Here is a 22782-nt window from a genome sequence, read left to right on the forward strand (position 1 = left end):
ACATCTACACAAGGAAGAACAAAATGACAGGGATTGAGTTTTATACCAATAGTCATATTATCAGTGAAGTTGACAGCATGCGTCAGAAGCTCGGTACATTAGCTAAACAGTATCGTGCGACGTCAGCTATTATCGTTACGGATACTGGAATCTCTAATCTAGGCTATGTCGATATTGCTCAGCAATCTTTAGAAGAAGCTGGTATTAATGTTGTTGTATTCGATAGTGTCATTGCTGATCCACCTATTGAGATCGTCAATGATGCTATTAAAACTGCCAGAGACAGCAATTGTGATCTGGTTATCGGTTTAGGTGGCGGCAGTTCTATCGATACTGCAAAAATCGTCGCCTTACATCCTAACAATTTTGAGTCTATAAATGATATTTTGGATCAAGATGTTAGTGAATTTGATAGACTGCCTTTATTTGCCATTCCCACTACTGCTGGTACTGGAGCAGAATCTACCTTTGTCTCTGTTATCACAGCGCAAGATGGTAGTAAAAAAGCCATTTACACTCCAAACATCTTGCCTGATGTTGCCATTTTAGATGCCACTCTGACACTTAAACTCCCACGTCATATTACCGCGGCAACCGCTTTGGATGCTATGGTTCACTGTGTTGAAGCATATACAAGTCGCACTAAGAAAAACCCTATTTCAGATGCATTAGCTGTTAAAGGACTACAGATGCTCTGGAGTAATTTTGAACAGGTTATGAATCAAGGCGATGATATCGAAGCTCGTTCTAATATGTTATTGGGCTCAACCTTGGCTGGTATTGCTTTCGTCAACTCATCAGTAGCAGCTGTTCATGGACTCTCCTACCCACTTAGTATTAACTTTCATGTACCGCATGGACATGCTAATGCACTTGTCATGTGTGGCGTCTTTTCATTTAATCTATCAACAGCCGCACCACTCTATGCAGAACTGGCTCATGCCGTTATGCCTAGTCAAACCGCTGACCTAACAGACTTAGATGCAGCAGGCTTATTCATTGCTGAACTAAGAAAATTTTTGGAAACAAGCGGTCTCAAGTATCGCTTAAGTGAATTAAATATTACAAAACAGGATATTCCGGTTCTAGCTGATATCGTTACCAATACTTACGCTCGCCTTATTGCGACTAACCCAAAGGATATGTCATTAGAAGAGGTAACAAACATATATAAGGAGATACTCTAATAAAAGCTGTCATTATTTAAAACAGTTGTATTTATTTATCAAGGAAGATAACCACTACTCAAGGGAAATAATCATGTCAGAATATAAATTAGACGTTGTTGTTGATGGCTTTCATTATTTAGAAGGACCGCGCTGGTATAACGATGCTTTATGGTTTGTTGATTTTTATACACAAGGAGTTTATCGCGTTAATGAACAAGGTGTGGCAGAAAAGATCGTCCATATTGAACAGCAACCCTCTGGTTTAGGTTGGCTACCTGACGGGCGTATGCTGGTTGTGTCGATGAAAGATCGTAAAGTCTTACGCTTAGAAGACGATGGCGAATTAGTCGTTCATGCTGATATCTGGGAGCACTGCGATGGGCATGCCAACGATATGGTGGTTGCTCCTAATGGCAATGCTTATGTTGGTAATTTTGGTTTTGACTTGATGGGCGGTGCTGACCATAGCCATGCCGGTCTAGTATTGGTCAAACCAGATGGAAGCTCGCAAGTTGTTGCAGAAGGTCTATCCTTCCCTAATGGTATGGTGATATCGGCCGACGAAAAAACATTAATCGTCAACGAGTTGTTTGGCAATAAAATCACGCAATTTGATATCAAAGAAGATGGTAGCCTCGGAGAAAAGCGTGACTTTGCAAACTTTGGTGAATTGGGTGATGAGCCAAACCTCGGTGTGCGCATAGAAGGCGCAAGTATTTTACCAGATGGCCTTACCTTAGACGCTGAAGGTGCGGTTTGGATTGCAGACACGCTGAATCAACGCGCTGTCCGTATTGCGGAAGGTGGCGAAGTTCTAGATATTGTCGATACTGCCCCTGATGGTATTTTTGCTGTTGCTCTAGGTGGACAAGAGGGGAAAACACTCTTTATGTGTGCTGCACCTGACTGGGATGAAGCGTCTCGCAAGGCTGAAACCAAAGGTCGGATGTTATCTACACAAGTTAAAGTAGGTCATGCTGGTACGCCATAATTATTTTTTAGCCTGCTAAATCTAGTTGCCTTCAACTAAATCTAGCTACACTTAGCTACGTTTAGCCGCAAATAGCTACCTTTTAGCTAAACCTAGCTATTTGCAAGATACCAAGTTTGGTTTTTAGAGGTCACAAAACCATCGCGCCGCATTTCCTGGAATAGATTACGCACTTTGTTCTTACGCTGTTTATCGTCCAATACTTGCGGTAACTTATTAGCCAGCATTTTATCAAAGTCAGCTAGTCTGCCTCGCTCAAACGTCTTAAGATATTCTATAATCAAGCTTTGATAATGCATGTCATCTAAGCCGCGCATTTGCATATACTCTGCTTGCTGCTCAGTATGCTTAGCAACATTAGCGGCAATGATATAGCTGTTTTTACGTCCTTCTATCAATGACTTTTTGCGTAGCGCATCGGCTTCCTCTTCAGTGATCGCCTGCCCTTTTTGGACTTTATCAAGCGCTATGATGTCATGCAGTGTGAGATTATCCACGGTTGCTAACTGCTTGGCGTACTCTTGATCAAGTACCTTGCCTGTAAACTTCACGCCTACCCTTTCACGGGTTAAGTCATAATCTGGTAGAGGAAAAAAGCGCTTAGACTGAATCTGATACATTTTTTTGATACCGCTACCGACTGTATCCATCGTATTTAGACTGACCCATTTAATTACTTTATTTTAATGGAGGATTAGTGCTTGATAATAACTGCTCTAATGGTGTAGTCATATTCCAGTTGTAAAAATAATCCAAGCAGTTCACAATCACAAAAATAATGAGAGCACATACTAATAATAAATATCCAGCATGTGTGATTATTTTGACTTTAACAGGGGTAATCTCGGAATTCCACTTATCAAGCAGTGCATCAGGTATCTTATTCTCTGCTACAAATCCATTAATTTGACATCTCAAATGCCACAGATTGTAGCCCTGTTGAAAAGTCGCGTACAACACCATAACGGAGTAGACGCAGATTGAACCAATTACAAGACTATTAATTTTCGCACTAAATTTTGCCATTGAAATAAGTGCAATGGTTACAGGTATAGCCAAAATCTGTGTTTGTAGGTTTGTGATTATATCGTTAGCTTTTTCAAGAAACTTTTCAGAATGCTCGGTAATTTTGTCATTAAATTTCGAAAACTTAAAGTCATCTAGGTAGAGAGCGTATTTAGAAAGTACAGACTGGTACGTACTTTCTAAGTTTTGGAGTAATGAAAAAATTCTATCTTCTTTCTCTACACCGACGAGACTGTCAATAACTATACTCGCAACAATAGTATTTCTTTCAGTTTCGTGAACTAGAAGTGACTTCTTGACTTCATCATCATCGTTATTGATATCTGCATTTAACCAGCTAGTAAACTTCTCAATTATAGTGCACAGATTGCCAGATTCTGAACTACGAGGTTTAGAAGTCTTTACTGAGCTTAGATAAAGCTTAGCGGTATCTAAATAACGCTTAGTTCCGCTAGGCATTGTTGGAATTTCACAATGAGTCTGAGCAAAAATAACAATCTGTTTGTCTTTAAAATAATACTGCTCTTTCAAGCAGTTAATAAATTTAAAAATTAACTCTAAGGTAGGTAATAAAGTATTATCGCTACTGTTTTTAAAGTCATATTTATCTTCATAGACAATTATTTCATCAGGGCTAGTATCATAACTCTCGTCTTCAAGGACATGTTCGATATAGCTTTCATATGAAGCATACTGATCCGCAGTATCGACAATAGTTAAACTATAATTTATATTTTTATCTATCTCATAACAATCGTCTTTAGTAGTAAACTTTGCAATACTCACAAAGTCCCCAGCTTCAAATGATTGAATGAGCGTGATATCTTCCTTTTCTTCGAAAGTAAAACGACCAGTGATACGCTTGCCAGAGAATTTAACATTCTGACTTCGTTTCACCAAAGTTAAGACTTGCTCACGTAGTTGGTTCATTTGAACCTCTATTTAAATAGTTTTCTAACTGCTAGTAGGTTCTCTGAGCTAACCTTTATTTCGATAATCGCCTCATCATTATCACTCTCTTTTAGCTTAACCTCTTCACCAAGTAAACTACGGCTACCACTAATTTTGAGAATTTCATCGTCACCAATTTCGCCAAAATCGAGAGAAAACATTTCATAATTTTGAAGTGGTTTTTTTGCAGGAGCGAAAACATTGCTATTATTTTCATCAGTTGCTGAATAACCGTTATTCTCTCTGAAGGTTTTAAAACTATCTCCAACCGCTATAGTTAGATTAGATAAGGTGCTTTTAGTTACTATTATTGGATCTATTTCATCAACTATATTAACGCTTTTTTTGGTTTTGGCTTTATGACCAAGTAATGTAAGTACCTCACTTTGAATCTCTTTTTTTGACTTCTCATCGAATGAGCTTTTATCGAGGTAATTAATCAAACTTTTCATTAGTTTAGTCGTTGCTACGGTATCATCAAGTCTAACTCTTATTGGTAAGAAATCTTGAATATATTCAGGAATTTTACTGCTAGTTCCTTTTTGGATCCATTGTATATAGTTCTCAGCTTGATAGGTGCTTTCTGAATTTTTGTATTTGTGATCTTTAAGCTTTGTGATATTGATACGACATGCAATTTTCAGATTAGAGGCGTCAATATGATTCGTATCTATGATCTCTCCTGTTTCTTCGTTTATTGTAATTGCATCTGTCAGACTCAATAGAGCAATATCAAGATATTCAATACCATCTAGTGTATAAAAGATCATTGGTAGATGATCACCAGTAGTCATAGGTTCTTCATATACATGATAATGCAAGGCTTTGGTAAGATGGTTAGTGATGCGTCTATATCTTGTTTGTGCTAATGACTCCTGCCTTAATACTGATCTGTCTTCATCAGGTTCAGATGGCACAGACGCTAATAGCTCCCGAGCAAATATATTATAAAAAGCTACATTAGCAGGTTTCGTAAAATTTAAAAGCTTCAGATTAATTATACATAGGTAGTCAGATAGCACCTCTCCTAAGGTATCAGGGATATCAAAAGCTTCAACATGCGAATGGGCTAATCCATTTTTTTCTAATTGCTCATCAAGAAATTCAATTAATTTGCACACTTGTACGCTATCGGCATGAAGATTTTTCCGAATCAATGGAGGCGTTACAGATTCCTGATGAGCCACTTTGATAATTTGATGGATTATACTTGCTTGGACTACAGCCTTAGGTTGACTCATTTACACTCCGATTAGTCAATATGTACAGATTAAAAACGACTACAGTTCATAGTCACATTATTTATAGTGAGATAGAACCTAACTTCGATCTAAGCCCTCATCTCATAAACACTATCGTTACCGCCTCTATAACTAGCAAAGATATGCTGATAGACGTCTGTTGCTTTAGTATCGACATCTTCATCACTATATGATTCTTGAGGTAGCCATAACAGATTGTCATGGATAACTATCTTAATCTGCGCAATAACCTCACGACTTTCTCGCCAGCGTTCAATATTTAGCTTTTCAGCCTTTAATACGTCTAGTGTTTTCTTAGCCACTTTCTTAACTTCTTTGACGTCTTTTTCGCTAAGCTCCTTACCTTCAGTCAGTAGATCAAAAATCGCTAACACCTCCTGATCACCTAAGTTTTCTTTTACAGCTCTCTGCTCTTCCTCAGATAAGTCTTTGACGAAATCGTTCAAGTCGTCAAAAACCTTAACCGTGTTCTCTAGAGATTTACCTGCATTGTAATCATCTATTATTTCTTTATAACGCTCATAGAACTTAACTCTTGAAGGATTTTCCTTCAGCATTTGTTTTAGCTTATTCTCAATGATTTGTTGCAGGGTGTAGGTGATCGTATTTTTTTGCTCAGACTTAGCAAATGCACCTTTTAATTTATCAAAATCCAAATTGCTTAGGTCAATATAGATACCGTCTACATGATCACTTTGTTTGACACTGATACTATCACTCACCAATATTTGTAGCTTTTGCATGACTTCGGTGATATCAGCAGATTTGACACTTTTATTGAGGCGCTTATAAATAGCGTCAATTGCGTTATGGTCTTTGGTATGAGCTTTGGCTTGCGGTTCAGGAAAGAGAGCTTTGTATTTCCTAAAGACGTTTCTTGCCATAACCTCGAAGGTAGCGCGAGTATCCTCGTTTAAACACACGCAGTTTTCAGCTTCTTGTATTTTGCTTATCCTCATCATTGGATTAGCATTCTTGAGAGACTCAAGATCAAAGTCTAGTGAGTGAAGATGCTTTGTCGTCTCTTCAATAGCAGCTCTGAGCTCTTCTTCTAGTTCAGATAGATCTTCTATTGGGCTACCAGTGCCCTCTCCCTTACCTCCGCCACCAGTATTGCCACCTTCACCATATACAGAATATGCTTTTTCTAGCTGCTCGTAGACATTGCCATAATCAACAATTAAGCCATTTTCTTTTTCATCATCATAGACACGGTTCGCCCTAGCTATGGTCTGCATCAAAGTATGACCTTTGATTGGCTTGTCTAGGTATACGGTAGAGACAGACTGAGCATCAAACCCTGTGATCCACATGGCACAGACAATCGCGAGACGGAACGGATTATCAGGATCTTTAAATTCTTTTTCTAGATCACGCTCTACCATTTTTTTACGATGGGTCGCGATATCTAGTCCCAGTTTTTTAAACTTATCAACTTCATTTTGCTCACTACTGACTACAACGCAAACCTCAGTTTCAGTAACTCTTTTGTATTTACGGCGCAGCTCTTGAGCTTCTTGCAGATCTTCAGCGTCATCGATACGCTTTTGCAGCTCGACCAGATATTCATCCCAATAGTTTTTGATCAGATCATACATACGAACCGCAGTCGGCTTATCAAGAGTCACTAGCATGCCTTTACCCTGATAGCCACGCTCATTAAAGTGCCATACCAAATCTTTAGCAATGGTCTCTAGTCGTGACTGTGCGGTTAATATAGGATAATTTTTACTGAATTTGTAGATGAGCTTTTGTCTTTGCTCCTCATCTAAGTTCTCATCTTCTAGCGCTTCAGCCATCTTTTCATCGAGATCTGGATTGTCGATCTCGAGTAGCTCCCCCTTATTTAGATAATGCAGCGGTAGCGTCGCCCCATCTTCAACTGCACGTTTAAAGTCATAAACGGAAACATAATCACCAAATATATTTTTGGTAAGCTCTTCTTCATCCTTGATAATAGGCGTACCTGTAAAGCCTAGGTATGAGGCATTAGGCAAGCCATAAAAACGCATATTACGCGCGTAGATACCGCCTTGTGTACGGTGGGCTTCATCTGAGATAACGATGACATTTTTTCGATTGGTAATGAGTGGATATTCGCTCTCTTTCTTGGGGTCTATAGAAAACTTATGAATCAAGGTAAATATATAGCGATGGTTTTCTGATAACAGCTCACGCAAGTGCTCGCGTCCCGTTATACCAGATTTGTTACCTGCAATTAGATGCTTTTCGTTTACTACGCCAACACCTGAGAACGTATCATAAAGCTGACTTTCCAGCTCGCTTCTATCGACTACTAACAGGAAGGTATAAGAGCCGCCCATCGTGCGATGGATTTTTTCGCATAAAAAAACCATCGAATAAGACTTGCCGCTACCTTGGGTATGCCAAAACACGCCAAGCTTGCCTTGCAAGTCTTCAATGTCATCTACTTGATCAATGACTTTATTAACGCCAATATATTGATGGTTTTTTGCCATTATTTTGACAACCTCACCGTATGAGGTATCAAACAATAAAAAGTTCTCAAAAATATCCATTAGGCGCTTGGGATCGCATGTACCACGAATCATGGTATCTAGGCTAACTACACCTTCTGCGTTTTCTTCTATACGCTTCCAATCAAGGAAGTACTTATAAGGACTGGTTATCGTACCGACTTTGGTATCTATACCATTGCTTAGAATGACAAAGCCATTACAATGAAAAATAGTAGGAATGGTGTCTTTATAATCAGTAAAGTTATCATCATAAGCGTGACGTAAATCTTTATGATGGGCTTTTAGCTCAAAGAACACCAATGGAATACCATTGACGAAACCCACCATGTCAGGACGACGGTTATAAAGATCGCCTATGACCTCTAATTGCCTGACTGCTAAAAAGCTATTATTGGTATAGTCATTATAATCAAAGACTTTTAGATGACGCTCTTCAAGCTCATTATCGCTATTAGTGAACTTAACGGGGACGCCGTCTTTGAGCAGCTTATACTTTTCTTGATTGATCCTACCTAGCGTTTTGTCAGCCGATTTTTGGATGATAGTATCAATGGCTTGCTCATAAGCAGTGTCTGGCAGATCAGGATTTAGGGTAACTAAAGCATGGTGTAACTCACGAGTGAGAATAACCTCTGACTTGTCTTCTCTGCCGAGTAGACCATCTTTACCGAAGGTTTCGTTATGCCAAGCTGTGACGACTCGCCAGCCAAGCTCAATCAATACGTCTTTGGTTGCTTCCTCAACCATGCCATCTTCTGAATATTCGTAGCTCATGACCGTCCCTATAAGTTATAGCTGTTTTATTTTTATACTTCGATAATACCCATCATCAAACGTGGTAAGAGGATGTCTCTGGCTTCTTTAAGCTTTTCATTTTGTTGCTTAAGGTTCCAGATCACATCCAGATAGTCCTTAGTTTGTGCATCGAACTTATCGATTAATGATTTGGGTGGCAAACTAATAACATACTCTTTAAAGTCTATCGACTTCACGGCTGGATAAGCTGCGCCTGTCGCTCTATTAGTAAGATAAGCTATAAATTGTTCTGTACCTAAGACTTGATAAAGAAACGAGGTTGGAACTTCAGTTGGACTAACAACTGTAAAACCCGTCGATGCGATAGTATTTTCTTCTGGGTTCCAAATCACAGCATAAGACTTTCTATTTGGACGTACACATGACCAAATAATATCACCATGAGTAATTATTCTTTTGGCTCGACCAGGGGCTTCTTTGATTGGGTACTTGGTTGTATGGTCTATACTTTTTGTAGAAACGCTTGATATATCGATGTATTCAATATCTTCATCAAAACTTGACGAAATACTGTTAGCGTTAACTTTTGCTATTTCTACTAACGTTGTATTCGTCCACCCATTGAGTAAACCTGTCTCTGCATCGATTTTAGTATTTTCATGATTAGGAAACTTCATACGCACAAACCATTCTTCATAGATGAGCTGTGCTTGCTCTTCTAATAGCTCGATACGCTTTATATTGTTTTCGATTAAGTCATCATAGGCAGATAAAATGTCGGCAATTTTCTGTTGGGTTGGCAAAGGTGGAAGATGAATTTTGATACTACCTATATCTCTATTACTTATATTCGCTTGGTTTCCAGCACCTTTGGCACGCAACCCTACATTTTGAAAAAAATGATCTGTTGTTAAGAAGTAATATAAAAAATTATGATCGCAGATCTTATTTTTTACTTTGAATTTTCCAACACGCTGATTAAGTAAAAGTTTTTCTTTGTGCCTTGATTTAGCGACTCTTCCAACTGCTGATGAAGGAAGCGTTATATGTGAACCAGTCATAGCAATTACAAAGTCATCATATTGAATATGATACTTTTCGTTTAACTTTAAAAAATCTTTATCAACGAAGTCTCCATTATCAATGACAAGCACTTTGTCTTTTAGACTTTTAATCTTAATAATAGGTACACCTGAACTGATAAAATCTTTTGATTTGAAAGCATAGCCATTAATAATTTTAGCAACGTCATCTATAGTATATTCTCTCCAGTCTTCCTTCACAGCTCAACCCCTTGAATCTTTTTCATAAGCTCAACTGCTTCTTCATTTAGACTGCTAAGCTCTGAGCGGATCTCAGTCATACGTCCTTTATAGTCAAAATCCATATCGATGTCGATATTTACGCCCACATAGCGACCTGGAGTCAGGCTATAGTCTTGCTCTTTTAAATCATCTAAGTCTACTACCTTGCATAACCCCTCGACATCAGCATACGTGCCATCAGGGAAATGTTCAGCAAACCACTCATTTTCTTTACTAATGCCAAGATCATCACCACGAAATGCGTTGATAAGGGCGGTTAGACCCTCTAATTGATCCTCACTGAAATCTTGAATCGTACTACTGACCTTACGATAAGTGTTGCGCGCATCGATCATTAAGATTTTGTCTTTATTTTCCGCCTTCTTATCTTTATTAAAGAACCACACATGACATGGCAATGATCGGGTATAAAAGAAATTGTTGGCGATAGAGACAATACATTCTACGTCGCCCGTTTCTATTAGCTTTTGACGTATTAGCTTTTCAGCATGACCTGCGTCAGTTGCTGACGATGCCATGACAAAGCCTGCCCGACCTGACTCATTCAGATAACTGTGAAAGTACTGAATCCATAAATAGTTACCGTTACCTATCGTTCCGCCTTTAGTCAACGGTGCGCCAAACGGCAAGCGAGCATCTTCTGTTAGAAACTTATTCTTACCATCGATACCGCTCACGTTGAATGGTGGGTTTGCCATCACAAAATCACATTTACCAGTGAGGTTATGCGGATTGGTATAAAAACTATTGCTCTCAATAATAGCGCCTTCAATGCCATGGACAGCAAGGTTCATCTTAGCTAGCTTAGTATTATTATTCTTAAGCTCTGTACCGTATACCGTGATGGCTTTATTGACGCTTTTGTCTGGGTTATGATCTCGAATAAAGTGAGCTGTCTGTACGAACATACCACCAGAGCCACAAGCTGGATCATGAACGACACCATGGTCTGGCTGTATAAAGTTAACGATTAGATTAACCAGTGATGGCGGTGTAAAGAACTCGCCACCTTCTTGTGCGCCCGCACCTTGCATGGAGAACTTCATCAAAAAGAACTCATAAATACGACCAAAAACGTCTCCTTTAGCTTTTTTCACTGCATCCTTATTGAATACACGCACAAGGTCACGCAATAACTTACTATCAAATGCTTGATAGTTTTTTGGCAGTATACCTACTAAAGAAGGGTATTCTTGTTCGATGAGCTTCATCGCATTGTTGATAGCTTCAGCGATATTCTCACTTTCAGGTAACGCTGCAAGATAGTCATATTTTGCTTTTTCAGGCAGCAAAATAGACCCTGCGGCGACAAAATCGTCTTTGGTTACTTCGCGCTTTTGACCAGTACGAGGGTTGATAGGTAACGACTCTTCAATATTGACCTTGGCGTCTTCATAGCGATTCTGTACAAACCGTAAAAATACCAAGCCTAATATAGGGTCTTTGTATTCAGCAGCGGTCAGCGTTGAATTCGCACGTAAATTATCAGCTGCGCCCCATAAGTCGCTTTCGAGCTCTTTGATTGAGATATCCATGAACGGTTATTTTCCTAATCTATATTTGAATGATTACTGCTTATATATTGCACTATAAAAGGTAAGCTGATTATGAAAGTTAAAACCACATCAGCATACTTTCTATCGCACTAGCTTGGACAGTATGATTTGAATTTTAGAGTTTCCAAAGCTGATCTTGTCGTGCTTGCTGCTCTAATACTAGCTTTTGGATGGTTTGCTGAGTCTCTCGGCTCTTATCTACACACTCAATTGCCTGTTCTTGCTCATCATCAGACGGTACTATAACAGGTATCTGCTTGAGCTCTTTTAATGATATATTGGGTATAGTAGCCCCTTTAACTAGGCTAGCAATTTGAGTTTGCCCAATATGCGATTTTAGATAAGCATATAAAACCTTTGGATTCATTTTGTCAGAAGTTGTCCTTATCACTATCGCTGATCGGTTTACCATCCAACATCCATCACCTGTTGTTGGTACATCTTCGGGAACAATACCAAGCTTACCAGCAGAACCTTTTAGAATGAAAATTATATCATTTGGCTGTAAAAAACCTGATTGGTTCTTCGCACGCTCTGACTCTGATATGTAAGCCTTTTTAGTTGGTGTAGAGATATCACCAATGTCGTTTAGTTCACTAGCGCCCACTTCTAAGACAGTATAGTCACCTTCATCTGGCTTAACAGATAAGCCGCGCTCAAAACGAACGATACTATCAAGAGTGGCTGTCGTTGACTCGCTAAGAATTTTATCAACAGTCTTTTCTTCTGGATCCAACAGGTAACGTCCGATATTCAAATGATAGTCATTTTCTTGAATTGCGAACACTGGTACTGAAATTGCGCTATCTAGCTGCTCATTAGATGCTAAATACTCTAAAATAATATCTATATTTCTTAAGCTAAGTAGTCGTCTGGTTGTCTTTTTAATGAACGCTTCACCAGTTACATCTATAAATCTTACCGATTGGTTATGACCATTTGGCTCAATGATTAATAACGATGTCTTTACAGCAGTTCCTGTCCAGATCCCTGACGGTAAAGATATGACTGCTTTGAGCATACCGTTAGCAACTAAATGCTCTCTTAAGTCTTTTTCCATAGTGGAATATAAAAACCCTTCAGTTACTGAGACAATGACGGTTTCACGGCATTGTTTAAGCAAATGTAAGATATTAGCTGATTCTACTTTCTTAGTTGGTATGATAAATCGATCGTAAGTATCAATATTATCAGAGATATGCTTTGGTACTGTTACGCCCATTGGTGAGAAGCTGATACCATAATCAAAAGTCTCTAATTCGTTCTTGGACTTTGTATAACTAGGTTTATCTAATGCATCAGAATACGTTACCTCAAACTCATTTTCGCTCATCAATGATAAAGCATCTGCTATCATTCCTGACTGATTGATTGTCTCATAATAAACGCTTTCAGACTCTTCGCTAATTATAGTAACTAGAGGAAGTGAAGCAGGTGACATTAGATAGGTTGTCTTACCACTTTTATCACCTAATAAAGCATTTGCTAGCAGGTATACGCTGAAGTCTGCAAAACCTTCATTAGTCGAGGAGGTGAAGTTTGAAATTATTGTTCTGATTGAATCAACTGCTGGGCTTTCTAGAGTGATGTCTTCATACTTCAACAACGTATTTATCGCGCTATGAAGAAATGGTAATGGCAGATCCTCTAGAGCATTATCGTGTGAGAAAACTCGCTGTATCTGGCTATCCTCACTTGCTTTGAGAGCCTCCACAAGCGCTAGCCACTCGCCTTTATATTCCGCTAAACTTTGACTTAGCTTTAAACCCTTCGGAAGCTTACCTTCTTTTGATAACACTAAAATAGCCGCTAGCTTCAGTGCGATTTCGTTTTCATTGTGTCTTCTAATACCATATTGATGCATTAGATCATATAAGCTTATGACCAGCTCTTTAGTTTTATATTTTTGCATAAGATGAAATTACCTTTAATTTTTAGTGTTGAAAGACATGCTATTTAAAAGCAAGTCTTCGATCATAGCTGTCTAAGTTATAGGTAGTAATCAATGTGTCATTTTCAGAAACGACGACGACTCCACCTTTTTTTAAGATATTCTTCAGTGTCTTAATAGCCGCTTGAATCTCTTTGACATTAAGATCTGCGCCAGAACTTATTTTCTCATAACAGCTTAGTTTCATCTTACTCTCTCCTTTTTACACGCTAGAAGAAACTCGAATTCTACGAGTAGTTCTTTTGCGCGTCGCTTGTTCACAATGACCTTATCCCCGTTTACTTCTCCAAAAGCCATAACAATATCTAGTTCGGCTTTACCTATAGCCCGTTGACCCATCCTCGATACTAAATGCGTTGAAGCTTTCATAAGAATTTCCTTGCGATCATTATTTGATGCAAGTAGTGTCTCATATAAATTCAATAATGTAAATAGTATTGATATAATATTTTTATATTTTATATATAATTTTTTAGATATTGGTGGCTTTATAACTCTGTCAATAGGCTTATCTTCAGTTATCAAGCAAGGCTGTACAGGGTATTACCTAGATTATGAGAGGGTACGTTTGGAGAAGTATTTAGTAGACAAGGGTGATTTTATCGCTTTATATTTATAAGAAAAACATATCATTATTTGCATGCACAGTAAGAATTAGACGTGCTTCTTTGTCAGAAGGTCTCTTGGGTTGCTTAAGGCGGTAGTAAATAGTATTAAGCAATGAGGTAGAAAAATAGATATACTAGAAATGGTTTTTTGGTGATAATATATGTTTGAAATTAAATAGTTGATTGGAAATATCTTGATACAATTAATCGAGAGAAAATCCCATTATCTGCCTTGCCTCCAATACTGTGAAGCTGTTGGTCTATTTGATGGTCTAATAATTAGCTACAGTATATTAAATACATCTATATCAATAACTTAAACATATAGTTAGACTTCCTCCTTCACCGCCAATCTTATTCTATTTTATCCAGCCTTTGTTCTTACTATTCCTTTCTGCTTGATATCATCAAGACCTTTTACATTAAGCTGCTCATAAAAGTCATTTAGTTAAGCTGAGGCGGTACAGAATATGTGCCAACTACATGAGCTACCATATCGCTAGAACCTTCTGAATACAAAGAGACCTCACCTACTATTAGTGTGCGCCCTACTTTTAACAATTTACACTCGGCAATAATACGCGCTTGGGCTGAGGGTTTGCGTAAAAAGTTAATGGTAAGGCTCGTCGTTACAGTCAGCGGGACAATACCTATTTTGCCTAGTATCGCCACATAAATGGCGACATCAGCGATACTCATCAGTACTGGCCCAGAGACCGTACCACCAGGACGCAGCTCGTCTATACCGATGTCATGTGCTAAAGTTGCCCCTTTATCATCTACTGCTTCAATAATGCATTTGGTTTGGGGAAACTCCGATGTTATAAAAGCGACAATCTCTTCTTTGGTTGCAGACATATATCTTCCTTGAGTTTGATTTTTATTACCTTTCTGTCTTTATCTGAACGTTACTTTTCTCAATCATCATAACAAATTTTTAGATCATTACACTTAACTATCTGTTGTCGATGTCTTCGCTATTGTCACACCGCCCCAGGTAACAAGCGCGACACCAAGCGCAATTAGAGAGGCGCCCAATAACAACCCCTCTGGCGGTGCTTCACCTTGCAGAAGAATAGCAACAGGGACGCCAACGATCGCTCCTACTGCGCCTAATAAGCTCAATAAAACTGGACCGCCCGTTTTTTGTAGCAAAAACAGCAGTAAAAATTGGCCAGCAAAGATTAATGCTTGGATAGCGATTAACCAAAGCGACTTAGATTCTGTTAGCGGTACAATAATTGAAAAGTTAGACAACATGCTGACAATGCCAAGCATTATTGCAGCGGCAATGAGCATGCCTGGGGCAAGTGAGCTAGGAGATGCGTTATCTGGCCAGCGTAAGGTACGATAAAGATTGCCGATGGCAAGCAAAACTGGTCCACAAAGCGCCAATAAAATCCAAAATACACTGGCATCTGGTGTAGAGAACTTGCGTGCTGCCAACACACCCACACCCAAAAGTGCTGCCACAACTCCAATAGCACGGAGCGCATTAAAGCGCTCTATCCGCAGCACTAGAGCACCAAGATAAGTAAGCAGTGGCGGCAGAGCAATAATCAGAGCGACAAAACTTGCACCAACGTGTGGAATGGCTGAAAAAAAGATTAGATTGGATCCTGCAACGCTTACCAACGCTGCCACCAAGTAATACTCAAAACTGTGTTTATTTAAAGGCGGTAGCTCATTTCTTATAAAAGCGATGATGAATAAAATAATTGCGGCCCCTGTGATTGACCAAAACAAAAAAGCCAACGGCGTCAAATTAATGACGTTTGCGTATTTCGCTAAATTGGTAGACACTCCTATTAACACACCGCCAGCTAACAGGCATACTAGAGGAATAATCCATTTGGGCTGAGTATGTGATATTCCTTGTTGCCTGTATTCATTCATCGTTTATCCTACTCACTTGAAACATACTTGATTAATCAATGATCGTTAAAACTTTACCTGAATAACAACCAAGTAAAAACCAATACAATGAATATTTTACTTCTCTCTATTAAGGCCTATCATTAATTAGCACATCTATATTCATAGATATCTTAAAATAGTTAATTTTTTTAAAATACGACTTGGCCCTGTAATATTCATGGTCATTATTAGCTAACTATTATCTAATTACCCACCACTGATATGCTAATAATTATTTTTTAACATCTAAGTCGCTATCCCCCATATAAAGGTTTTAAGTCGTTTATTTATATATTAAAATACCTATAACAACTGTCACAAACTTTGTTGACAATAGATATATTAATAAACTATAGTTTGCATTTTTATTCTTATCGTGTATATTCGTTTTTATGGATATTAACGATGAAAAAAGGATGTATGGCAATGGAAAAAAGGGTACATGGCATATCACTCACTGATCATGAAGTATCTTTAATACATACTTCATTGAGTAACTTTCAACGAGATCTGATTAATCGTTTTAAATCATTAAAGGAGGTGACTGAAGAAGGAGAAGAGGTTTGGATTGGTGATTATGACAGAATGCAATTGGACGTCATCGATTCAATACAAAAAAAACTCTCAGAGTTTTGATAAATTTGCATATCATTGTATAGCGGTTGCTTTGCTACAATGATTAAACTTATTAACCATCACTCCCTGATTGGTTAATGAAGATATAAGAGTCTTAAAACCCTGCCTCATCCTGTGTCAGTGGACTAATCTTGATAGGTACCGCGAATAACCATGCCATACCAGCCGTACAATAAAAACCCTTGTCATCAAAAGACATAATGCGAGCTGTAAAGTCGTTGTCGACTTGATCTGACATAGCTTCTTCGTCACTATTATCACTCACTGCACACCATATTTGTGTGTCACCACGATCCAACATTGCACGTGTTAGTTCACTACCAGTTAATTCTTGATACATTCTAATTCCTCCTAATTACAGGTTAGGGTTATTAAACACTAAAATACTCTGTGGTTTAATACTTTTATCAACCTAAGTAGTTAAGCACACCTAAAAATACTTTATATAAAGAATATTTAATATAACAGTATTATAGATATATTGAATTTGAATGTTATAAGTTATTGTTTCTTTTATCTATTTATAATTGTATAAATGGTCCTTTCTTTGGTTCGAACGGTTGTTTGTAGTTGTGGCTACGATTATTGAATCAATATTACTCAAAATCCTATCTCGTTTTGACTCATCTCAACTCTACGAACAGGAACAGCATACTTCCATGGTTTTCCTTCATTACAAATAAAATAGTCATTTGTATAGGTAACAATAGGATAGATGCAGCTATAGTCAGCTTCATTAATAGCAGTCAGAGCTTGTCCATCACTATCATTACTTACTGCGCACCATACTTGCTTATTACCGCGACTTAACATTGCACGTGCTAGATCACTACCTATTAAATTATTGTTCATACATATATCCTTATTAATGGACAATCGTCGTTATTTCTAAGCATACCTTTTGTAATATCGATTTATGTTTATAGAATGTTCACTTTTGTGTCTTAGTTTTTTAGATACACTCACATTAACTATACAAAGCTTAAGCAGATAATTAAAAAATATAGATACTTAAATATAAACGCTTAAACAAATTAATTATTAACGTATAGATACGACTTATCTATATAGACAATTTCTATTAAGAGCAGTACACCTTAGGGAAGTTCTTGCCGTCTTTCAACCTTTAGATGTGGGTACAGAAAACCAATAAGTTTATTAATTTTAATAAATAGACAATAAAAACAGACAAAACACTCCTATTGACAGCCATTACTTAAGTTTAGATTGGTAGTGATATCAACTCGATATGAGTCTATTAATAAAAATCAGACATCACTTATTTAAGGAGTCTAGAATGAGACATATATTACTAAAATCGAGAGGAATCACACGGCTACTAGGAATAGCACTTGTTGCTACAGTTGTAGGAATGAGCGCTTGTAGTAGTGAAACAGAAGAGGCCAATGACACTGTAGCAGTAGATCAGTCTACTGCTAACGTAGAGACGTCAGCGATGACTAAAGAAGAAAGTGTCACCGAGGAGCCATCCGAACTTATAGACAATACTATGCCTGATAAAACAAATACCGAAGAGATGGCAACTGACTCTGCTGAGAACACATATATCGATAAAACAGATGCTGAGGGCTTACAATAAATGGCAATTGAGTAGTAAATAACCAATCGAGCATAACAACTAAAGAGGCATACAAGGTTACACAGTTGTCTGCCTCTTTATTTTAAAATTAATTATATTTTGCTTTGTCTCAGGCAAACGCATGGCAATTTTATTTACCTAACAATGTTGCTATCTATAGTATCTATCGATGTTGTTTGTTTATGAATTAATCTTTAGCATTTAATTGTTCTTTTGAGCGCCGCTCTTCCCAGTACAGGGCGTTTTTAATACCCAGTTTGTTAGGATCAAACGTATAGCGAGACACCCCTGCTTTACGCTGGGTCTCATAATCTTTAAGCGCCTTAAATGCAGGACGTGCTATGAAAAAGATCAGCAAGATGCCAACGATATTTAACCATGCAATCAGACCAACGCCAATATCGCCAACCGCCCAGATGTAGCCGGCCGAATTGAGTCCACCATACGCAATCATCGACATCGTCAATATTTTAACTAAGAATAATCCTATTCTATTGACCCTAGGACTAATAGAGCGTGTCAGATAGGCGACATTGACTTCAGCAATATAATAATTGGCTAAAATGGTAGTAAAAGCAAAAAAGAAGACGGCAACAGCAATAAACGTATTACCAAATGCGCCATAGACTGACTCCATTGCCAACTGCGTAAAAGCAGGAGAGTTGATTTCAGTACCTGCCATGACGTTTTGTACAAGATATTGACCCTCAGGCAACGTTCCTTGAATATTATAGGTTCCCATTGTCAAAATCATAAAAGCCGTTGCTGAGCAAACCAACAAGGTATCGATATAGACAGAAAATGATTGTACCAATCCTTGCTGCGCTGGATGATCGACCTCAGCAGCAGCGGCAGCATGAGGAGTCGTACCTTGACCGGCTTCACTTGAGTAGACACCGCGTTTGACACCCCAACCGAGGGCGGCTCCCAGTCCTGCCTGAGCGGTAAAAGCGTCACCAATGATTAGCCCAAATACTTGCGGAATCAGCTCAAAATTGATGAGCATGATTATTAAAGCTAAGACAATATAGCCGATTGCCATAAACGGTACGACAATTTCGGTAAACGTTGCAATACGCTTAATACCGCCAAAGATGATAATGCCAAAGACAATAAGGATTAGCGCTATTGCCCCAAGTCTCATGCTACTGACGTCTGTGCCTAAGATGTTTAGCGTAGTCCCCTCACCCATCACCTGTGTGACAGCATTGACCACGCCATTTGTTTGAATGCCGGGTAAAAATATACTTAAAGCGGTGATAGCAGCAATCGCAAAAACGATACCGTACCAGCGTTGTCCCAGTGCCTTTTCAAAATAGTAAGCCGGACCACCACGATACTCTCCCGTAGTCGCATCTTGTTCTTTATATATCTGTGCTAGTGTTGATTCAATATAAGCCGTAGTCGCGCCTAAGAATCCGACTACCCACATCCAAAACACAGCACCTGGTCCACCAAAGCCAATAGCCGCTGCCACGCCTGCTATGTTGCCCATCCCTACACGTCCCGCTAACGACAAGGTCAATGCCTGAAAGGAAGAGATACCATTACGACTTGCTTTGCCTTTGAATATGAGACGTAACATCTCTCCAAAGAGACGTACTTGTGCAAACCGTGTCACTATCGAGAAGAATAAACCTGCTCCTAAGCACAAGTAGATTAGCGCTGAGCTCCAAATGATGCCGTTTATTGTATTGACGAAATCTTCCATGTATCTGTTCCTAATACTGTTGCTACAAATATAAATATAACGGCAGTAGTGATTTGTTTGGCTTTTTATTTAATCGTAGACTTTTCATACCGTAAAGAGACTGCAATTTGGCATAGATTTAAAATAATTACTAGACAGTTTTTTCAACGATTGTGTTTGAATTAGCATATATTTAAGTTTGATGTCATAAAAATGCGCATGACGATAGCATTTCTTACCGTTAAAATATTCCATTCGCCGCTATCTAATGCAACAAGCCTACTGCCTTAACCATTTGCTAACCACACCAATGTTTGGAGTAAGTTATACTAAACACCCCACTCAACTCGACAACGCTTTCAAAAACAATAACAACGGATTGCTCTATGGTATTGGATATTTTACTCGTTATTCACTTTATATTATTACTGATCATATCTTTACGAGTACTTTCACGTCCTGAATTAACGTCACCAGCTAGGCTTGCTTGGTTGGTTGTTTTGTTCGTGCTGCCATACATTGGCGTGGTTGTCTACTGGATGTTCGGTGAAGTCCATTTAGGAAATGGCTTTGCACAGCATTATAAAAAAATCATTGACGATCTGCATCACAATAACCCTGAAGTACTCGGCTGCAAGGGCGCGCTAACAGAGGCTGTCAAACCGGAATACCGAGCTGCCTTTGCCTATTCAGCCAATATCACAGGCTTTCATACCACCTTAGGCAATCGGGCTGAGCTGATGAAAGATGCAGCCGATACACGTCAGCGTATGATTGCAGATTTCGATGCAGCGACCGATCATATTCATGTACTGTATTATATTTGGCTCATTGACGGAATGGGAGTTGATACCGCTAAAGCCCTGATACGTGCTGCTAAGCGAGGGGTTACTTGCCGGGCAATGGTCGATGGAATGGGTTCACGCAAAATGGTTGGCTCCAAGATATGGCAAGAAATGAAGGATGCTGGCGTACAAGTCAGCGTTGCCTTGCCGATTAACAATCCAATAAAGGTACTACTATTTAGCCGTATTGATTTGCGTAATCACCGTAAAATCACAGTCATAGACGGGAAGATTGGCTACTCTGGTAGTCGCAACTGTGCGGATCCTGAGTTTCGAGTAAAGCCAAAATTTGCACCATGGATAGACATTATGCTACGAGTTGAAGGACCTGTGGTTGCACAAAATCAAATGCTGTTTGCGAGCGACTGGTTGATTGAAAACCCAGATACTCCTTTTGACAGTTTTCCTTATTATACTGAATCTCATACTAAAACCAGTAACGAGTCTTATCTTGAGTATCAGGAAGATTCAAAACAAAATAGTTTTGCCGCGCAAGTCTTTGCAGATGGACCGACTCAGCAACATGGCTCAACCCCGCAGTTTTTAGGTGCCCTTATCAGTCAAGCTCAGCACACCTTAATTATCTCTACCCCTTATTTTGTACCAGATTATTCGCTAGTCAGTATTTTATGCGCGACGGCCTATCGCGGGGTAGAGGTCACGATGATTTTCCCAAAACACAATGACTCATTGGTAGTAGCAGCGACCAGTCGCAGTTACTACAAGCAGGGGTAAAAATCTATGAATATAGGCCAGGTTTGCTGCACGCTAAAACTTTGACTGTTGATGGTAACATCAGCTTAATTGGCTCGACCAACTTGGATCTTCGTAGCTTTGATTTGAATTATGAAAACAATATTGTGTTTAGTGATACAGCGCTAACTGCTGATATTATCGAGCGCCAAAACCAGTATATCGCTGATTCTGATGAGGTACAGCTTAAACAAGTCAAAGACTGGCCGCTGCCTTATCGGATTTGGAATAATATCGTCGCTACCATGGGACCTATATTATAAATTGACTAATCTCACGATAAAGTTGTGCGTTTTTTTAATACATATACCACAAATTTTGCTTCGGTTATAAATGGTGCGGTCTCAGCACTGGCCAGCAATGCTTGACGATTTTCAGGACGAGCGCGATAAGCATAAGGCGTCATGGTCAGTAGGTCTGCTAATTCACCTGCAGGTAAGCTTAATGATGTATTAATATTATGCGTGTCTACAAGCTCAAAATAAGGCGCTAAAGTGGGCAAAAACTTACTGGAGTCATGCTCACGTACGCTATCAAACAAGGCTTCACGTATACTCGCCAAGTGCCTGACATCCGGCTTGGCGATCAATAGATATCCCTCTTCTTGTAAAACCGTTGCAAATGCCTCTGGTAGAATCGGGCTAAATATACTACTAATACCTGTCATGCTATGAGGACGCAAAGGTAAATGCGCAGCGCTGGTCACTAATGGATAAATAGCTGCTATCTTAGTGTCAGTCTGTTTGCCATCGATATTTTGTTGATACCAAAGATAGTTTGCCGCTTTACTGACTTTAGCCAAGCTGGCAAGCGCAGGCTTACTGATATCGGCAGCGATTAAAGTATCCATACCAGTTTGCGCCATTGCCTGTGTGTAATAGCCTTCTCCGCAACCAATATCCAGCCAATTCATAGCAGTATCGTTTTGCCCCAGTAGCTGGGTCATCTGCTGGCAGATAAGCGTTTGTAGAGGCTGATAGTATCCTGCGTCCAAAAATCGCTTGCGAGCATCAATAGATTGCTGACTGTCACCCGGTGCTTTGGATTTTTTTTGTTGGACCGGTAGCAGATTGACATAGCCTTGCTTTGCCACGTCAAATGGATGCGAAGTTTGCTTAGGGTGTAGGCTACCATCACAGCGCCACGTATCTTTAGCAGGCTGCATAGGTGAGTGGCAAATAGGACAAGTAAATAAGGACACAGGCAACTCAAAATCAGACATAGTTGATGAGCATATTAGCAAAA

General features: G+C 39.0%; 18 protein-coding genes and 1 pseudogene. 5 read left to right on the top strand and 14 right to left on the bottom strand.

The window, feature by feature from the left end:
* Positions 1 to 23 precede the first annotated feature (23 nt).
* Together BTV98_RS10025 and BTV98_RS10030 are read left to right on the top strand one after the other, a co-directional pair.
* Positions 24 to 1187, top strand: coding sequence for an iron-containing alcohol dehydrogenase (locus BTV98_RS10025; RefSeq protein ID WP_075103518.1), 1164 nt, complete (start codon positions 24 to 26; stop codon positions 1185 to 1187).
* 73 nt (positions 1188 to 1260) lie between these two features.
* The gene (locus tag BTV98_RS10030) at positions 1261 to 2160 is read left to right on the top strand and encodes an SMP-30/gluconolactonase/LRE family protein (RefSeq protein WP_075103519.1); all 900 of its coding nucleotides are present in this window, start codon (positions 1261 to 1263) and stop codon (positions 2158 to 2160) included.
* A gap of 92 nt (positions 2161 to 2252) precedes the next feature.
* On the opposite strand, the gene BTV98_RS10035 is transcribed toward BTV98_RS10030, so the two are convergent.
* From BTV98_RS10035 to BTV98_RS10085, 10 genes are all read right to left on the bottom strand, one after another.
* Positions 2253 to 2810, bottom strand: coding sequence for a hypothetical protein (locus tag BTV98_RS10035; RefSeq protein WP_083606180.1), 558 nt, complete (start codon positions 2808 to 2810; stop codon positions 2253 to 2255).
* A gap of 28 nt (positions 2811 to 2838) precedes the next feature.
* Entirely contained in the window at positions 2839 to 4116 is a 1278-nt protein-coding gene (locus BTV98_RS10040) for a hypothetical protein (protein ID WP_075103520.1), read from the bottom strand.
* Positions 4117 to 4124: 8 nt separating this feature from the next.
* Complete coding sequence (locus BTV98_RS10045) at positions 4125 to 5378, bottom strand: nucleoid-associated protein (protein WP_075103521.1); 1254 nt, start codon at positions 5376 to 5378, stop codon at positions 4125 to 4127.
* A gap of 89 nt (positions 5379 to 5467) precedes the next feature.
* Positions 5468 to 8674: a type I restriction endonuclease subunit R gene (locus tag BTV98_RS10050; RefSeq protein WP_075103522.1), complete on the bottom strand. Its 3207-nt coding sequence runs from the start codon at positions 8672 to 8674 to the stop codon at positions 5468 to 5470.
* A gap of 32 nt (positions 8675 to 8706) precedes the next feature.
* Complete coding sequence (locus BTV98_RS10055; protein WP_075103523.1) at positions 8707 to 9939, bottom strand: restriction endonuclease subunit S; 1233 nt, start codon at positions 9937 to 9939, stop codon at positions 8707 to 8709.
* On the bottom strand, positions 9936 to 11516 hold the full coding sequence (locus BTV98_RS10060; protein ID WP_075103524.1) for a class I SAM-dependent DNA methyltransferase: 1581 nt from the start codon (positions 11514 to 11516) through the stop codon (positions 9936 to 9938). The genes BTV98_RS10055 and BTV98_RS10060 overlap by 4 nt, the downstream gene beginning before the upstream one ends.
* A gap of 136 nt (positions 11517 to 11652) precedes the next feature.
* Positions 11653 to 13449, bottom strand: coding sequence for an N-6 DNA methylase (locus tag BTV98_RS10065; protein WP_075103525.1), 1797 nt, complete (start codon positions 13447 to 13449; stop codon positions 11653 to 11655).
* Between the two features lie 40 nt (positions 13450 to 13489).
* Entirely contained in the window at positions 13490 to 13675 is a 186-nt protein-coding gene (locus BTV98_RS10070) for a hypothetical protein (protein WP_075103526.1), read from the bottom strand.
* Positions 13676 to 14540: 865 nt separating this feature from the next.
* A complete protein-coding gene (locus tag BTV98_RS10080; protein WP_058369650.1) occupies positions 14541 to 14954 on the bottom strand; it encodes a PaaI family thioesterase in 414 nt (137 codons plus the stop codon).
* A gap of 93 nt (positions 14955 to 15047) precedes the next feature.
* Complete coding sequence (locus BTV98_RS10085; RefSeq protein ID WP_058369651.1) at positions 15048 to 15992, bottom strand: DMT family transporter; 945 nt, start codon at positions 15990 to 15992, stop codon at positions 15048 to 15050.
* A 441-nt stretch (positions 15993 to 16433) separates the two neighbouring features.
* On the opposite strand from BTV98_RS10085, the gene BTV98_RS10090 reads away from it, so the two are divergent.
* Positions 16434 to 16649 carry a hypothetical protein gene (locus BTV98_RS10090; protein ID WP_143505732.1) on the top strand — a complete coding sequence of 72 codons (216 nt, stop codon included), beginning with the start codon at positions 16434 to 16436 and terminating at the stop codon, positions 16647 to 16649.
* 94 nt (positions 16650 to 16743) lie between these two features.
* Here BTV98_RS10090 and BTV98_RS10095 read toward each other — a convergent pair whose 3' ends face one another.
* Positions 16744 to 16989, bottom strand: a complete 246-nt coding sequence (locus BTV98_RS10095) for a hypothetical protein (RefSeq protein WP_058369653.1) — start codon at positions 16987 to 16989, stop codon at positions 16744 to 16746.
* 260 nt (positions 16990 to 17249) lie between these two features.
* Positions 17250 to 17501, bottom strand: coding sequence for a hypothetical protein (locus tag BTV98_RS10100; protein WP_058369654.1), 252 nt, complete (start codon positions 17499 to 17501; stop codon positions 17250 to 17252).
* Between the two features lie 445 nt (positions 17502 to 17946).
* Between BTV98_RS10100 and BTV98_RS10105 the strand changes: the two genes are divergently transcribed.
* Complete coding sequence (locus BTV98_RS10105) at positions 17947 to 18249, top strand: hypothetical protein (protein ID WP_143505734.1); 303 nt, start codon at positions 17947 to 17949, stop codon at positions 18247 to 18249.
* A 187-nt stretch (positions 18250 to 18436) separates the two neighbouring features.
* On the opposite strand, the gene BTV98_RS10110 is transcribed toward BTV98_RS10105, so the two are convergent.
* On the bottom strand, positions 18437 to 19960 hold the full coding sequence (locus tag BTV98_RS10110; RefSeq protein WP_075103528.1) for a sodium:alanine symporter family protein: 1524 nt from the start codon (positions 19958 to 19960) through the stop codon (positions 18437 to 18439).
* A 365-nt stretch (positions 19961 to 20325) separates the two neighbouring features.
* On the opposite strand from BTV98_RS10110, the pseudogene cls reads away from it, so the two are divergent.
* Positions 20326 to 21800: pseudogene (gene cls, locus BTV98_RS10115) on the top strand (cardiolipin synthase).
* An 11-nt stretch (positions 21801 to 21811) separates the two neighbouring features.
* On the opposite strand, the gene BTV98_RS10120 reads toward cls, so the two are convergent.
* Positions 21812 to 22759 (bottom strand): putative RNA methyltransferase, encoded by a 948-nt coding sequence (locus tag BTV98_RS10120; protein ID WP_256713893.1) that lies wholly within the window; start codon positions 22757 to 22759, stop codon positions 21812 to 21814.
* Positions 22760 to 22782: the final 23 nt, after the last annotated feature.

Source organism: Psychrobacter sp. Cmf 22.2, assembly GCF_001921745.1.
Taxonomy (GTDB): domain Bacteria; phylum Pseudomonadota; class Gammaproteobacteria; order Pseudomonadales; family Moraxellaceae; genus Psychrobacter.